This is a genomic window from Burkholderia sp. SIMBA_062, assembly GCF_046534765.1.
In the GTDB taxonomy this organism is placed as follows: Bacteria; Pseudomonadota; Gammaproteobacteria; order Burkholderiales; family Burkholderiaceae; genus Burkholderia; species Burkholderia ambifaria.
Map to the genome: position 1 here is coordinate 78,507 of NZ_JAWRYD010000001.1, position 13,923 is coordinate 92,429.

At 66.9% G+C, this 13,923-nt stretch carries 14 protein-coding genes; 3 read left to right on the top strand and 11 right to left on the bottom strand.

Features of this window, described 5'->3' with window-relative positions; all coding sequences use genetic code 11:
- Positions 1-38: 38 nt before the first annotated feature.
- The 5 genes from metW to argB all read right to left on the bottom strand — a co-directional run bounded on the left by metW (position 39) and on the right by argB (position 4,682).
- The gene (gene metW, locus SB786_RS00375; protein WP_006755281.1) at positions 39-647 is read right to left on the bottom strand and encodes a methionine biosynthesis protein MetW; all 609 of its coding nucleotides are present in this window, start codon (positions 645-647) and stop codon (positions 39-41) included.
- Positions 644-1,789 (bottom strand): homoserine O-acetyltransferase, encoded by a 1,146-nt coding sequence (locus tag SB786_RS00380; protein ID WP_410725685.1) that lies wholly within the window; start codon positions 1,787-1,789, stop codon positions 644-646. Before SB786_RS00380 ends, metW begins: the two co-directional genes overlap by 4 nt.
- A gap of 573 nt (positions 1,790-2,362) precedes the next feature.
- Positions 2,363-3,028, bottom strand: coding sequence for a nucleoid occlusion factor SlmA (slmA, locus tag SB786_RS00385; protein WP_410725686.1), 666 nt, complete (start codon positions 3,026-3,028; stop codon positions 2,363-2,365).
- Entirely contained in the window at positions 2,995-3,786 is a 792-nt protein-coding gene (locus SB786_RS00390; RefSeq protein ID WP_410725687.1) for a pyrimidine 5'-nucleotidase, read from the bottom strand. The genes slmA and SB786_RS00390 overlap by 34 nt, the downstream gene beginning before the upstream one ends.
- Positions 3,783-4,682, bottom strand: coding sequence for an acetylglutamate kinase (argB, locus tag SB786_RS00395; RefSeq protein ID WP_006754950.1), 900 nt, complete (start codon positions 4,680-4,682; stop codon positions 3,783-3,785). Before argB ends, SB786_RS00390 begins: the two co-directional genes overlap by 4 nt.
- A gap of 295 nt (positions 4,683-4,977) precedes the next feature.
- Here argB and SB786_RS00400 point away from each other — a divergent pair, with 295 nt between their 5' ends.
- From SB786_RS00400 to SB786_RS00410, 3 genes are all read left to right on the top strand, one after another.
- Entirely contained in the window at positions 4,978-5,202 is a 225-nt protein-coding gene (locus SB786_RS00400) for a cysteine-rich CWC family protein (protein ID WP_410725688.1), read from the top strand.
- A 132-nt stretch (positions 5,203-5,334) separates the two neighbouring features.
- Positions 5,335-6,741, top strand: coding sequence for an ATP-binding protein (locus SB786_RS00405; protein ID WP_410725689.1), 1,407 nt, complete (start codon positions 5,335-5,337; stop codon positions 6,739-6,741).
- A 13-nt stretch (positions 6,742-6,754) separates the two neighbouring features.
- Complete coding sequence (locus SB786_RS00410; protein WP_011658200.1) at positions 6,755-7,297, top strand: response regulator transcription factor; 543 nt, start codon at positions 6,755-6,757, stop codon at positions 7,295-7,297.
- 101 nt (positions 7,298-7,398) lie between these two features.
- Here SB786_RS00410 and hslU read toward each other — a convergent pair whose 3' ends face one another.
- The 6 genes from hslU to xerC form a co-directional block, all read right to left on the bottom strand.
- On the bottom strand, positions 7,399-8,742 hold the full coding sequence (hslU, locus tag SB786_RS00415) for an ATP-dependent protease ATPase subunit HslU (protein WP_410725690.1): 1,344 nt from the start codon (positions 8,740-8,742) through the stop codon (positions 7,399-7,401).
- 10 nt (positions 8,743-8,752) lie between these two features.
- Positions 8,753-9,289: an ATP-dependent protease subunit HslV gene (gene hslV, locus SB786_RS00420; protein WP_006760749.1), complete on the bottom strand. Its 537-nt coding sequence runs from the start codon at positions 9,287-9,289 to the stop codon at positions 8,753-8,755.
- A gap of 235 nt (positions 9,290-9,524) precedes the next feature.
- Entirely contained in the window at positions 9,525-9,941 is a 417-nt protein-coding gene (gene dksA, locus SB786_RS00425; protein ID WP_006477498.1) for an RNA polymerase-binding protein DksA, read from the bottom strand.
- Between the two features lie 491 nt (positions 9,942-10,432).
- Entirely contained in the window at positions 10,433-11,509 is a 1,077-nt protein-coding gene (locus SB786_RS00430) for a CobW family GTP-binding protein (protein WP_410725691.1), read from the bottom strand.
- Positions 11,510-11,701: 192 nt separating this feature from the next.
- A complete protein-coding gene (locus SB786_RS00435; protein ID WP_410725692.1) occupies positions 11,702-12,916 on the bottom strand; it encodes a class I SAM-dependent rRNA methyltransferase in 1,215 nt (404 codons plus the stop codon).
- 75 nt (positions 12,917-12,991) lie between these two features.
- Positions 12,992-13,912: a tyrosine recombinase XerC gene (gene xerC / locus SB786_RS00440; RefSeq protein WP_006760746.1), complete on the bottom strand. Its 921-nt coding sequence runs from the start codon at positions 13,910-13,912 to the stop codon at positions 12,992-12,994.
- Positions 13,913-13,923 lie beyond the last annotated feature (11 nt).

Consider the following 13,923-nt stretch of genomic DNA (forward strand, 5'->3'; position numbering starts at 1 on the left):
CGCGTGCGGGCCGGATCATCCGTCAACGGCCCCCGGGCTCAGCTGCGCTTGACGCGATAGACAGCAAGACTACCACGCCAGTTCGCTCCCCATCGAATCGGCTGGCCTTCGTGCAGCACGACGCGGTCGAGGATCGTGACGCCGACTTCCGGCGCGAGCGCCTCGAAATCCTCGATCGTCAGCACCCGGACGTTCGGCGTGTTGTGCCACTGGTAAGGCAGCGACTTCGACACGGGCATCCGGCCGTTCAGTACCGACAGCCGATGCGGCCAGTAGCCGAAATTCGGGAACGACACGATGCATTCGCGCCCGACCCGCGCGGTTTCGCGCAGAATCGCGGCCGTCTGGTGAATCGTCTGCAGCGTCTGCGACAGGATCGCGATGTCGAAGCTGTGGTCCTCGAACAGGCGCAGGCCGTCTTCCAGGTTCTGCTGGATCACGTTGATGCCGTTCTTCGCGCTCGCGAGCACGCCCGCGTCGTTCAGCTCGATCCCGTAGCCGGTCACGTCCAGTTCTTCCATCAGCAGCGCGAGCAGCGAGCCGTCGCCGCAGCCGAGGTCCAGCACCGTCGAGCGCGGTTCGACCCAGCGCGCGATCGTGCGGAAGTCCGCGCGGGCGGACAGGGAGTTCAGGGCTTGCTGGTTCATGCGCCCACCTCGTTGGCGATTCGTTCGTAATACGCGCGGATCAGGTTGTGATAGCGCGCGTCGTCGAGCAGGAACGCGTCGTGGCCGTGCGGCGCGTCGATCTCCGCGTAGCTGACCGTGCGCTTGTTGTCGAGCAGCGCCTTCACGATCTCGCGCGAACGCGCGGGCGCGAAGCGCCAGTCGGTCGAGAAGCTCGCGATCAGGTATTTCGCCTGCGTGTGCGCGAGTGCGGCAGTCAGGTTGCCGTCGAACGCCTTGGCCGGATCGAAGTAGTCGAGCGCGCGCGTGATCAGCAGGTACGTGTTCGCGTCGAAGTAGTCGGCGAACTTGTCGCCCTGGTAGCGCAGGTACGACTCCACCTCGAACTCGACGTCGAAGCTGAAGTTGTACGCGTCGAGCGCGCCGTCCGCGCGGCGCAGCGCACGGCCGAATTTCTCGGCCATGTCGTCGTCGGACAGGTACGTGATGTGGCCGATCATCCGCGCGACGCGCAGGCCGCGCTTCGGCTTCACGCCGTGCGCGTAATAGTTGCCGCCGTGGAAGTCGGGATCGGACAGGATCGCCGAGCGCGCGACTTCGTTGAACGCGATGTTCTGCGCGGACAGCTTCGGCGTCGACGCGATGTCGATGCAGTGTGCGACGCGCTCCGGGTACATCAGGCTCCACGCGAGCGCCTGCATCCCGCCGAGGCTGCCGCCCATCACCGCGGCGAAGCGCTCGATGCCGAATGCGTCGGCGACACGCGCCTGCGCGTGCACCCAGTCCTCGACGGTGACGACCGGAAAGCGCGCGCCGTACGGCTTGCCGCTCGACGGGTCGATGCTCATCGGGCCGGTCGAGCCGAAGCATGAGCCGAGGTTGTTCACGCCGATCACGAAGAAGCGGTTGGTGTCGAGCGGCTTGCCGGGGCCGACCAGGTTGTCCCACCAGCCGGTGCTGCGCGGATCGTCCGCATAGACGCCGGCGACGTGATGCGACGCGTTGAGCGCGTGGCAGACGAGCACCGCGTTCGAGCGCGCGGCGTTGAGCTCGCCGTACGTCTCGACGACGAGCTGATAGTTGCCGATCACGCTGCCGCTTTGCAAGCGCAGTGGTTCGGCGAAGTGCATGGTCTGTGGAGCGACGATGCCGATCGATTCCATTCGTTCCGCCTTATGACTGGGCGGCTAAACGGTGTCGGCGATGCGCGGAGGCGAAGGTGCGCGGCTGACGACCTCTTTAGCCGCATTTGTAGTGAACCGCCGGGGGAGCGACGCATCGACGCATCAAACCCCGGCCGGTTCGCGCGCCCGCAATCGAGTCAGCAAATCGGCGCGCTTCCGACCTGCCGCCAATCAGGCGACAGTCGGCAGAGTATAGCGGAAATCGCGGAACGCGCGCTCTGACGCGTGACGCGCACGGGGCGCGGCGCGCCTGCCTGCCCGCGACGGCACCACGCCCCGTTCCCTGCTGCCAGCGGTACTTCTCACGGGAATCGGGACAGTATCCGAACTGAAGCCGATCGCCATCAACCTGATCTGCTCCAGCGGCGACGAAAATGTCGACGCGAAGCTGTACGTCACGCGGGTACAACTGGCAACGGCTTCTTTTCGATTCCGCTACGGGCCCGGTACGTGCAGACGTCGCAAACCGTCACGCTGGCCCGGCGAAGGGGCGGATGACATTCACGATCAGCTATCAATGATGGCTCGCGGCGAATCCGGCGGGATCGTGCGTCACTGCAGGATCAGCAGCAGATGAGCATCGGCCTGTTCACCCGGCACCTGCTTGAACCCGCTCTTCGCGAACCGATGCCACCGGCCAATCACATAGCTGACGAGCAGGCTCGCGCGGGCGGCGGGATCGTAGTCGGCCGGCAACACGAATGGTGCGGCGCCGTCCTGGGGCGCGTTGGCCTCCGTGCGCGCGACCCTCAGGCATTGCTTGACGGTCGCCTCGATCCGGTCGAGCAACTGATTCACGCGTTCGGTGAGCCGCTCGTCCTCGCCGATCAGGGCCTCGCCGGTCAGCACACGCGTCATCCCCGGGTTCTTCGCGGTGAAATTGAGCATCGTCAGCGCGATCGTGCGTGCCTGCAGCACGCCGTTCGGCTCCTTCGCGACGATCTGGTTGACGAGTCCGAACAGCGCCTGCTCGATGAATTCGATCAGCCCTTCGTACATCTTCGCCTTGCTGGCGAAATGCCGGTAGAGCGCGGCTTCCGACACGTCGAGCCGGGCCGCGAGCGCGGCGGTCGTGATTTTCTCGGGTTTCGGCGCCTCGAGCATCGCGGCGAGCGTCTGCAGGATCATCACGCGGCGCTCGCCCGGCTTCGGGCGCGGGCGGGGCGGCGTGGCCTGGTCGTCCTTTACGGCTTGGTCCTGCGGGTAAGTCGGCTGCATTTCTGTCGCCCCGATCGTGTGCCCAGTCGGAGCGATTTTAACGAACGAATGCGCTGGTCGACATAGTGTGGACGGCCGATGCTCGGCAGATGGCCCGGCAGGTGGCCGGTAATCCATACGGTACCGATGCCGAGCCGCTTGTAGCGTTTCAGGTGGCCGCGCGTATCTTCGACGAGGATCGCGTCGGCCAGCCGCGCATGCGCGGCACGCAAGGCCCGGCGCAGCATCGTGTGATCGGGCTTCGCGCGCCATGTGCGGCGGTCGCGCATGTGTTCGATCGCGATCACGCGCTCGAACAGCCGCTCGATGCGCAGCTCGCGCAGCACCGCACGCGCGTAGTTCTCCGGCGCGTTGGTCAGCACGAACTTGCGGCCCGGCAGCGCGGCGATGATGCGCGCGAGGCCACGCTCGGCGCGCAGCATCGCTGGCAGGTCGGCAAACGTGTGGACGACCCGCAGGAAGTCGTGCGGATCGATCGGATGATGGCGCGTGAGGCCGAGGAGCGCGGCGCCGTAGCGCTGCGTATAGCCGGTGCGCAGCCGGTCGGCCTCGGCACGCCCGACGTGGAGCGTGTCGATGATGTACTGCGTCATCGCGCGGTTGATCTCCGGAAAGATCGCGTGCGATGCGTGGTGCAGCGTGTTGTCGAGATCGAACAGCCAGACGGGCGCGCCGGCACGCGGCCGGCTGCGGGAGATGCGCCGGCGTCGCAGCGACGCCGGCAGGTCGGGGCGCTTGGGCAGGCGGCGTGCGCTCAATGCGAGCGGATCATCGTGCCGAACGGCTGTTCGGTCAGGATTTCAAGCAGCACCGAGTGCTCGATCCGGCCGTCGACGATGTGCACCGACTTCACGCCGCTCTTCGCGGCATCGAGCGCCGACGAGATCTTCGGCAGCATGCCGCCCGAGATCGTGCCGTCCTCGAACAGCGCGTCGATCTCGCGTGCCGACAGGTCGGTCAGCAGGTTGCCGTCCTTGTCCATCACGCCGGGGATGTTGGTCATCATCAGCAGCTTCTCGGCGTTCAGCACGGTCGCGAGCTTGCCGGCGACGAGGTCGGCGTTGATGTTGTACGAAAGGCCGTCCTCACCGAAGCCGATCGGCGAGATCACCGGGATGAACGCGTCGTCCTGCAGCGCCTTCACGACGGCCGGATTGATCGCCTCGACTTCGCCGACCTGGCCGATGTCGATGTACTGGCCCGGGTTGTCGCGGTCCGGCATCAGCAGCTTGCGCGCGTGGATCAACCCGCCGTCCTTGCCAGTCAGGCCCACCGCATGGCCGCCGAAGTGGTTGATCAGCGTCACGATGTCCTGCTGCACTTCGCCGCCCAGCACCCATTCGACGACTTCCATCGTCTCTTCGTCGGTGACGCGCATGCCCTGGATGAAAGTGCCGGCCTTGCCGATCTTCTTCAGTGCCTGATCGATCTGCGGACCGCCGCCGTGGACGATCACCGGATTGATGCCGACCAGTTTTAGCAGGATCACGTCGCGTGCGAAGCCTTGCTTGAGCCGCTCTTCCGTCATCGCATTGCCGCCGTATTTGATGACCACGGTCTTGCCGTGGTAGCGGCGAATGTACGGCAGCGCTTCCGCGAGGATTTCTGCTTTCAGCGTGGGGGCGATCTGCGAGAGGTCGATGGGCTCGGACATGGCGGCAGCTCTGGCTGGGAACGGTTGAAACAGGGCGAATTGTACAGGAGTGGCGCAGCGCAGCATCGGGTTTTTGGGCTGGCCGGACGGTGGGTATGGCGGGCCGTGGACCATACGCGGCGGCCCGCCGGCCATGGCGCCGGGCCCCGCGACGGCGACGCGGGCCGGGTGGGCGGCGCGCGTGCCAGGACGTGTTTGCGGGACGCATCGGCCAACCGGCCGACGTGCAAAATCCGTCCGCCGCGCTATGCTTGTCGCGTAGGGTGACGTTCATGCCTGTTACCGTGCCTTCGCCATGACCGATTCCGCCGTCGACGCCCGTTCGACCCCGCGCCGCGCGCGCTGCCCGCATTGCGGGCGCGGCTTCGACTGCGGCGCCCGTACCCAGCCGTTCGAGTGCTGGTGCGCGTCGATGCCGGTCGTGCCCGGCGGCGCGCCGCCGGCGGCCGGCACGCGCTGCCGGTGCCCCGAGTGCCTCGCCGACGAGATCGCCCAGCGCATGGCCGGTGCGGCCGGCTGACGGCGCAGGCTCGTGCCACCGGCCGAGACGCCGGCTCGTCGGGCCGTCCGTTCGTGCATGCGTGCATGCGTTCGTCCGCCACGATCCGGCCCCCGGTAGAGGCGCCGTGCGCTAAACGGGTAAACTGCTCGGATGCAACGAATCACCACCACCGGGCGCGTCAACCTCAGTCACCTGTTCTGGCTGCGCAATCTCGCGATCATCGGGCAGCTCGTGACGATCGGCGTCGTGCAGACCTATTTCGGCGTGCATCTGCCGTTGCCGGCGATGCTGATGGTCATCGCGCTCGAAATCGTTTTCAACGCGCTGACCTGGGTGCGCGTGCTGCGCGCGCGGCGCGAGAGCGATTTCGAGCTGCTCGGCCAGCTGTGGGTCGACCTCGGTGCGCTGTCGGCGCTGCTGTTCCTGTCGGGCGGCACGACCAACCCGTTCGTGTCGCTGTACCTGCCGTCGCTCGCGATCGCGGCGGCCGTGCTGCCGTGGCACCTGATGATCTGGCTCGCGGCGTTCGCGGTCGCGTGCTACGCGGCGCTCGGCTTCGATTCGGTGCCGCTCAACATGGATAACCCGGCGAACCTGTTCGACTACTACCGCACCGGGATGTGGGTGAACTTCATGGTCAGCGTCGGGCTGATCGCGTGGTTCGTCGCGCGCATGTCGAACGCGCTGCGCCAACGCGATTCGGCGCTCGGCGAAGCGCAGGCGCACCTGCTGCGCGACGAGCGCGCGGTCGCGCTCGGCGTGCAGGCCGCCACCGTCGCACACGAGATGGGCACGCCGCTGTCGACGATCGCGATGCTCGCGGAGGAGCTGCGCGACGCGGCACGCGCCGATCCGGGGCTGGCGCGCTACGAGGCCGACCTGAAGGTGCTGGAAGAGCAGATGACGCTTTGCACGTCGGCGCTCGCGCGCCTGCGCAGCCGCGCGAGCGCGCCGGCGAGCCGCCAGCCGGTGGACGACTGGCTCGATACCTTCGTCGAGCACTGGCGCCTGCGGCATCCGCACGTGCAGTTCGAATTGCTCGGCGCGCGCCCGTCGGGCGTCGCGCTCGACGACACGGTCGCGGCCGGCCAGATCCTGACGATCCTGCTCGACAACGCCGCGCGGGCGAGCCCGCGTCGCGTGACGCTGGCCGCGAAGCTCGCGCACCACGAGCGGGCGGCCGACCAGATCGAATTCGAAGTATGCGACGACGGCCCGGGCATTCCGGCCGCGTTGCGCGAATCGCTCGGCGCGATGCCGGTCGACAGCACGCAGGGCGGACACGGAGTCGGCCTGTACCTCGCGTTCAGCGCGGCCGTGCGCCTGGGCGGCGAGATCGAGCTGTCCGATGTCACGCCGCGCGCGGCCGCCGGCAACGGGCGCACCGCTGGCGGCGCGAATGGTCACGCCGCTGCCGCGTCGGGCCAGCGCACGACCGAACGGGCGGCAGCCACGCCGGACAGCCGCGCGGCCGGCTCGCCGGGCCGCGGCACACGCGCGGTGCTGCGCCTGCCGGTCGCGCGCATCGCGGCGCCGGCCGCCTCAACCAACACGTAGACGGAGAAACCACATGAGCGAGAACAATTTCCTGGTGATCGACGACAACGAGGTGTTCGCGGGCACGCTCGCGCGCGGCCTCGAGCGCCGCGGCTACGCGGTCCAGCAGGCGCACGACAAGGAGGCGGCGCTGCGGCTCGCGGCCGGCGGCAAGTTCCAGTTCATCACCGTCGACCTGCATCTCGGCGAGGATTCCGGCCTGAGCCTGATCGCGCCGCTGTGCGACCTGCAGCCCGACGCGCGGATCCTCGTGCTGACCGGCTATGCGAGCATCGCGACCGCCGTGCAGGCCGTGAAGGAAGGTGCCGACAACTATCTCGCGAAGCCGGCGAACATCGAGTCGATCCTGGCCGCGCTGCAGACCAACGCCAGCGAAGTGCAGGCCGACGAGGCGCTCGAGAATCCGGTCGTGCTGTCGGTCGACCGGCTCGAATGGGAGCACATCCAGCGCGTGCTCGCGGAGAACAACAACAACATCTCGGCCACCGCGCGCGCGCTGAACATGCATCGCCGCACGCTGCAGCGCAAGCTCGCGAAGAAGCCGGTGCGCCAGTAAGCGGCGCCGCGCCGTCGGCGTGCCGCGTCAACGGCACCAACGGCACCAACGAAAACGGGCGGCCCGCCGGGCCGCCCGTTTCGCATTCGACACCGCGCGCGTTACAGCACGTAGCGCGACAGGTCTTCGTCCTGCGACACTTCGCCGAGCGCACGCTCGACATATTGCGCGTCGATCGTCACGCGCTCGCCGGCATGGTTGCCGGCCGAGAACGACACTTCCTCGAGCAGCTTCTCGATCACGGTGTATAGTCGGCGCGCACCGATGTTCTCGGTCTTCTCGTTGACCGCATACGCGATCTCGGCGAGGCGGCGGATGCCGTCCGCGGCGAACTCGAGTTGCACGTCTTCCGTGGCGAGCAGCGCCTGGTACTGCTTGACGAGGCTCGCGTCGGTTGCGTCGAGGATCGCCTCGAAATCCTCCACCGACAGCGAATCCAGCTCAACGCGGATCGGAAAGCGCCCCTGCAGTTCCGGAATCAGGTCGCTCGGCTTCGCGAGGTGGAACGCGCCACTCGCGATGAACAGGATGTGGTCGGTCTTCACCATCCCGTACTTCGTGTTGACCGTCGTGCCCTCGACGAGCGGCAGCAGGTCGCGCTGCACGCCCTGGCGCGACACTTCGCCGCCGCTGCCTTCGTTGTTGCGCGACGTGATCTTGTCGATCTCGTCGAGGAACACGATGCCGTTCTGCTCGACGTTCTGCACGGCCTTCGTCTTCACTTCCTCGTCGTTGAGCATCTTCGCCGCTTCCTCGTCGGTCAGCAGCTTCAGCGCTTCCTTGATCTTTACCTTGCGACGCTGCTTCTTGCCGCCGCCGAGGTTCGAGAACATCGAGCGGATCTGCTCGGTCATCTCTTCCATCCCCGGCGGCGCCATGATGTCCACGCCGGCCGACGGCTGCTCGAGGTCGAGCTCGACTTCCTTGTCGTCGAGCTGGCCTTCGCGCAGGCGCTTGCGGAAGGTCTGGCGCGTCGCGTTGTTGTCGTCGTTCGCGTGATCGGCGTTGCCGCCGAAGCCGACCGCACGCGGTTGCGGCAGCAGGATGTCTAGGATGCGGTCTTCCGCCTGGTCGGTCGCCTTGCTGCGCACCTTGCGCATCTCGGATTCACGCGTCTGCTTGACCGAGATTTCGATCAGGTCGCGCACGATGCTGTCGACGTCACGGCCGACGTAGCCGACCTCGGTGAACTTGGTGGCTTCGATCTTGACGAACGGCGCATCGGCGAGCTTCGCGAGGCGGCGCGCAATTTCGGTCTTGCCGACGCCCGTCGGCCCGATCATCAGGATGTTCTTCGGCGTGATTTCCTGGCGCAGCGGCTCGCCGACCTGCTGGCGGCGCCAGCGGTTGCGCAGCGCGACCGCGACGGCCTTCTTCGCCTTGGCCTGACCGATGATGTGCTTGTCGAGTTCCGAGACGATCTCGGCAGGGGTCATGGTGCTCATGGTTCGGTCCTTACTCGATCGTTTCGATGATGCGGTTGTGGTTCGTGTAGATGCACATGTCGCCGGCGATCTCGAGCGACTTCTCGACGATTTCGCGCGGGGACAGCTCGGTGTTCTCCGCGAGCGCGCGGGCCGCGGCCTGCGCGTACGCGCCGCCCGAGCCGATCGCGCAGATGCCGCCTTCGGGGTCGAGCACGTCGCCGTTGCCGGTGATCACGAGCGTGGTGGTCGCATCGGCCGTGATCAGCATCGCCTCGAGACGGCGCAACATCCGGTCGGTGCGCCAGTCCTTCGCGAGCTCGACCGCCGCGCGGGTGAGGTTGCCTTGGTGCTTCTCGAGCTTCGCCTCGAAGCGATCGAGCAGCGAGAACGCATCGGCGGTGCCACCCGCGAATCCGACCAGAACCTGGTTGTTGTAGATCCGCCGCACTTTCCGCGCGCCACCCTTCATGACGATGTTGCCGAGGGTTACCTGGCCGTCGCCGCCGAGCGCGACCTTGTCGCCGCGCCGGACCGAAACGATGGTCGTGCCGTGAAATTGCTCCATCTGCGTTCCTTGAGAAAAACGGGGAAGAGTCGGGCGGGCCGAGGCGCCGCCGCGTGAATCGCAGTGCGCCGGGGAGCGGCCCGGCGCGCGTCCGTTTCATTTTAGGGCGGGCGCCGGGATATCAAGAGGCGAAAGGGGCAAATCGGCCGACGGGGAGCGGTGCCGGAAAAACAAAAAGCGCGCGGCAGGCCGCGCGCTTCCGGGAAGCAGCGTGTCAGAGCGGAACGCCGCTCGATCAGTCGCCGAACAGCTTCTGGCGCAGCTCGCGGCGCTCTTGCGCCTCGAGCGACAGCGTGGCCGTCGGCCGCGCGAGCAGGCGCGGGATACCGATCGGTTCGCCGGTTTCCTCGCACCAGCCGTAATCGCCGGAATCGATGCGGGCGAGCGACTGCTGAACCTTCTTGAGGAGCTTGCGTTCGCGATCGCGCGTACGCAGCTCGAGCGCGTGCTCTTCCTCGATCGTCGCGCGATCGGCGGGATCGGGCACGATCACCGTCTCGCGCAGATTCTCGGTCGTCTGGCCGGCATTCTTGAGGATGTCCGCCTGCAACTGTTCGAGCCGATTTTTGAAGAAGGCGAGCTGATCCTCATTCATGTAATCCTTGTCGCTCATCTTCAGGATTTCGGCTTCGGTCAAGAGTTTCTTCGTCATCTGCTTGCTTCTTCAATGTGCGGCAAATCAGGAGATATTGCCTGCACTTTGGGATTACCCGCAACTGCGTTTGCAATCATTTGCGATGTGCCGCCGCGGGGCCGAAAGCCTCTGGAAAACCGGTTCTCAAATACCAGGACAGGCCTGGCGCTGATTTGCGCGCGGCGAACCGGGTGCTGCGCGGCAGATCGCATCGGCCGCGGCCGGGTGGCGGATGGGCGATCCGGCGCGGTTGCGATGCCCGGTGATTGGTTCAGCAAGAACCGGGCCTGTTGTTGCCGTACTCCAGCGGGCACGTATTGTAACTGAATCGCAAGCGGGCGCCGTATCGGGTCGATCCCCGTCGGCTGCGCCAATATCTAGAAAATATAACGCGCAAATCGCGAAAAAGCGATGACGGTGAAACCCTTGCCGCGCAACGCGCCGCGCAAGCACCGCGGCCGCCCGTGAAGGCGGCCGCGTGGAGAGCGCCCGGCGCCTGGCCTGAACGCTCAGGCGAGGCAGGCGTCGAGGCCGTCAGTGATCAGGTCCTGCGGCAGATCGACGCCGATGAACACCATTTTGTTGGTCTTCTTCTCGACCGGCAGCCACTTCGCGGCGAGGTCGCTGCCCATCATCTGGTGCACGCCCTGGAACACGACCTTGCGATCGACGCCCTTCATGTACAGCACGCCCTTGTAGCGGAGCATCCGTTCGCCGTAGATCTGCAGGATGCCGCCGAGGAAGTCTTCCAGCTTGTTCGGGTCGAACGGGCGGTCGTTGCGATACACGAACGACTTGATCTTGTCGTCGTGGTGCGCGTGGTGATGGTGGTGGCCGTGGTCGTGATCGTGCGCGCATTGGCCGTGATCATGGTCGCAATCGGCGTGATCGTGATCATGGTCGTGAGCGTGATGATCGTGCGCGTGATCGTCCTCGGCGAGGAAATCCGGGTCGATCTCGAGCTTCGCGTTCAGGTTGAAGCCGCGCAGGTCGAAGATCTCCTTGATGTCGGCTTCGCCGAAATTGACGATCTTGATCGTCGCCTTCGGGTTCATGTGCATCAGGCGGTGCTTCAGGCCGGCGACGGTCTGGTCGTCGACGAGGTCGGACTTCGTGATGAACAGGCGGTCGGCGAAGCCGACCTGGCGCTGCACGACTTCGTGTTCGTCGAGCTGCGCGTTCGCGTGCTTCGCGTCGACGAGCGTGATGACCGCATCGAGCAGGAAGTCGTCGGCGATTTCGCTGTCGATGAAGAAGGTCTGCGCGACGGGGCCCGGGTTCGCGAGGCCGGTTGTCTCGATCACGATGCGGTCGAAGTCGAGCTTGCCTTCGCGCTTCTTCGCGGCCAGATCGCCGAGCGCGCGGGCGAGGTCGCCGCGGATCGTGCAGCAGATGCAGCCGTTGCTCATCTGGATGATCTGCTCGTTCGAGTCCTGCACGAGGATCTCGTTGTCGATGTTCTCTTCGCCGAACTCGTTCTCGATCACGGCGATCTTCATGCCGTGCTGTTCGTTCAGGATGCGCTTGAGCAGCGTCGTCTTGCCGCTGCCGAGGAAGCCGGTGAGGATGGTGACGGGAGTGGCCATGTCGGTCGCCTGTGGTTCGTGAATCGGGGTCAAAACCAGGATGTGCGTCGCGCCTCCCGCTGCGAGCGGGGGCGCACAACCATCCATTGAAACACACCTGTCAAGCCCCCGCCCGTCGTCCGGACGACAGGCGAAAGCGCTGGCCCGCCAGATCGGGCTGGCGCGCCGGGTTGTCCGCCAAGATCGGGGCGATCAGACGATTTGCAACAGCAGGCCCTTCAGATATTCGCCTTCCGGGAACGCGGCGAGCAGCGGGTGGTCGACGCCCGCGCCGAGCCGCTTCAGGATGCGCGCGTCGACTTTCGCGTCGGCCGCCGCGCCGGCGACGATCTTCTGGAACAGGTCCATGTCGATCGCGCCCGAGCACGAGTACGTGAACAGTAGGCCGCCCGGGCGCAGCAGCTTGAAGCCGCTCAGGTTGATGTCCTTGTAGGCGCGCGCCGCGCGATCGACGCTGTCGCGGGTCGGCGCGAACTTCGGCGGGTCGAGCACGATCAGGTCGAAACGCTCGCCTTCGTCGACGAGGCGGCGCAGCGTCTTGAATGCATCGGCGTCGAGCCAGGTCGCGCGGTCGGCGTCGAAGCCGTTGGCCACGACGTTCTGCTGCGCGAGCGCGAGCGCATCGCCCGACGAGTCGATCGACACGACGCGTTTCGCGCCGCCCTTGAGCGCCGCGAGCGAGAAGCCGCCGGTGTAGCAGAAGCAGTTCAGTACGTCGCGGTCGGCCGCGTACTGCGCGACCAGCGCGCGGTTGTCGCGCTGGTCGACGTAGAAGCCCGTCTTGTGGCCGTGCGGCACGTCGACGTGATAGCGCACGCCGTTTTCGTTCGCGATCAGCGTCGCGGGCGGCGCATCGCCGGCCAGCACGCCGGTCGTCTGTTCGAGCCCTTCCTTGTCGCGGATCGACACGTCCGAGCGCTCGTACACATTCGGGCAGCCGGTCCCACCGGTGAGCGCCGCGACGATCGCCTCCTTCCATGCTTCGACGCCCGCGGCCATGAACTGGCAGACTAGCTGGCCGCGCGGCGCGGCGCCGGCTTCGGCCGTGTCCGCGACGTAGTAGTCGACGATCAGCCCCGGCAGCCCGTCGGCCTCGCCGAACACGAGCCGCACCGCGCCCGTGCCCGACACCATCGTCGTACGGTGCGCGACCGCGCGCTGCACGCGGCGCTTGAAGAATGCGTGATCGATCGGCTCGTTCTCGTCGAAGCTCCACACGCGCACGCGGATCTGCGATTGCGGGCTGTACGCGCCGCGCGCGAGGAAGCGGCCGTCGTGCGCACGCACGATGACGGTCGCGCCGGGCGCAGGCTTGCCGTCGACGCGGTCGATCGCATTGGCGTAGATCCACGGATGGCGGCGCAGCAGCGATTTTTCCTTGGACGGCTTGAGGGTGACGGTTTGCATGATGAGATCGAAATGGGCCGTGCGCGAAGCAGCCGTTGCCGGCCGCCGCGCGCGGCGGGTAACACGGGACGCGCGTCAGTCGCGCTTCTTCGCGCGCGGATGCGCGCTGTCGTAAATCTTCGCGAGATGCTGGAAGTCGAGCGACGTGTAGACCTGCGTCGCGGCGACGCTCGCGTGGCCGAGCAGTTCCTGCACCGCGCGCAGGTCGCCGCTCGACTGCAGCACGTGCGTCGCGAACGAATGGCGCAGCACGTGCGGGTGGACGTTGGCGGGGATGCCCGCGGCGAGCGCCGCGCGCTTCACGCGGTCGCGCACGACGCCCGGCGCCATCCGGTTGCCGCGCACGGACACGAACAGCGGATGCGGGTCGTGCTTCACGAATTCGCCGCGCACCGCGAGCCACGCGTTCAGCGCATCGATCGCCTTGCGGCCGACCGGCACCTTGCGTTCCTTGTTGCCCTTGCCGCGCACGGTGACTTCGGCTTCGGCGAGATCGAGCCAGCCGGCCGAGCGGTAGCCGTCGGCCTGCGTGTACATGACGTCGAGCCCGACCAGTTCGGCGAGGCGCAGCCCCGATGAATAGAACAGCTCGAGGATCGCGTGATCGCGGATACCTTCGGTCGTGCCGGCGAGTGGTGCGTCCATCAGCGCCGATGCGTCGTCGACCGACAGCGCTTTCGGCAAAGTTTTCGGGCGCTTCGGCGCACGCACCGCGGCGACCGGGTTCGCGGGCATCTCGATGCGCTGCGCGAGCCAGCGGTAGAACGCGCGCCAGGCGGACAGCCGGTGCGCGATCGAGCGCGCGGACAGTCCGCCCGCATGCGCGCGCGCGACCGCGCCACGCATGTCGACGGCCGTCAGCGCGTCGAGCGGGCGACCGGCGGCGAGCTTCTTCAGTTCGTCGAGCTCGTGCGTGTACGCGCGCAGCGTGTGTTCCGACAGCTGCCTGACGTGCTTCAGGTTCGACAGGTAGGCGGCGATCGGATCGTCGGTCATCGCGGGCGCGA

Excerpts from the sequence above, each read along its gene's own strand:
- slmA (WP_410725686.1), bottom strand. The coding sequence starts at position 3,028 with ATGCAGCCGACTTACCCGCAGGACCAAGCCGTAAAGGACGACCAGGCC.
- dksA (WP_006477498.1), bottom strand. The coding sequence starts at position 9,941 with ATGACGAAGAAACTCTTGACCGAAGCCGAAATCCTGAAGATGAGCGAC.
- SB786_RS00400 (WP_410725688.1), top strand. The coding sequence starts at position 4,978 with ATGACCGATTCCGCCGTCGACGCCCGTTCGACCCCGCGCCGCGCGCGC.
- hslU (WP_410725690.1), bottom strand. The coding sequence starts at position 8,742 with ATGAGCACCATGACCCCTGCCGAGATCGTCTCGGAACTCGACAAGCAC.
- argB (WP_006754950.1), bottom strand. The coding sequence starts at position 4,682 with ATGTCCGAGCCCATCGACCTCTCGCAGATCGCCCCCACGCTGAAAGCA.
- SB786_RS00380 (WP_410725685.1), bottom strand. The coding sequence starts at position 1,789 with ATGGAATCGATCGGCATCGTCGCTCCACAGACCATGCACTTCGCCGAA.
- SB786_RS00410 (WP_011658200.1), top strand. The coding sequence starts at position 6,755 with ATGAGCGAGAACAATTTCCTGGTGATCGACGACAACGAGGTGTTCGCG.
- SB786_RS00430 (WP_410725691.1), bottom strand. The coding sequence starts at position 11,509 with ATGGCCACTCCCGTCACCATCCTCACCGGCTTCCTCGGCAGCGGCAAG.
- SB786_RS00405 (WP_410725689.1), top strand. The coding sequence starts at position 5,335 with ATGCAACGAATCACCACCACCGGGCGCGTCAACCTCAGTCACCTGTTC.
- SB786_RS00435 (WP_410725692.1), bottom strand. The coding sequence starts at position 12,916 with ATGCAAACCGTCACCCTCAAGCCGTCCAAGGAAAAATCGCTGCTGCGC.
- hslV (WP_006760749.1), bottom strand. The coding sequence starts at position 9,289 with ATGGAGCAATTTCACGGCACGACCATCGTTTCGGTCCGGCGCGGCGAC.
- metW (WP_006755281.1), bottom strand. The coding sequence starts at position 647 with ATGAACCAGCAAGCCCTGAACTCCCTGTCCGCCCGCGCGGACTTCCGC.
- xerC (WP_006760746.1), bottom strand. The coding sequence starts at position 13,912 with ATGACCGACGATCCGATCGCCGCCTACCTGTCGAACCTGAAGCACGTC.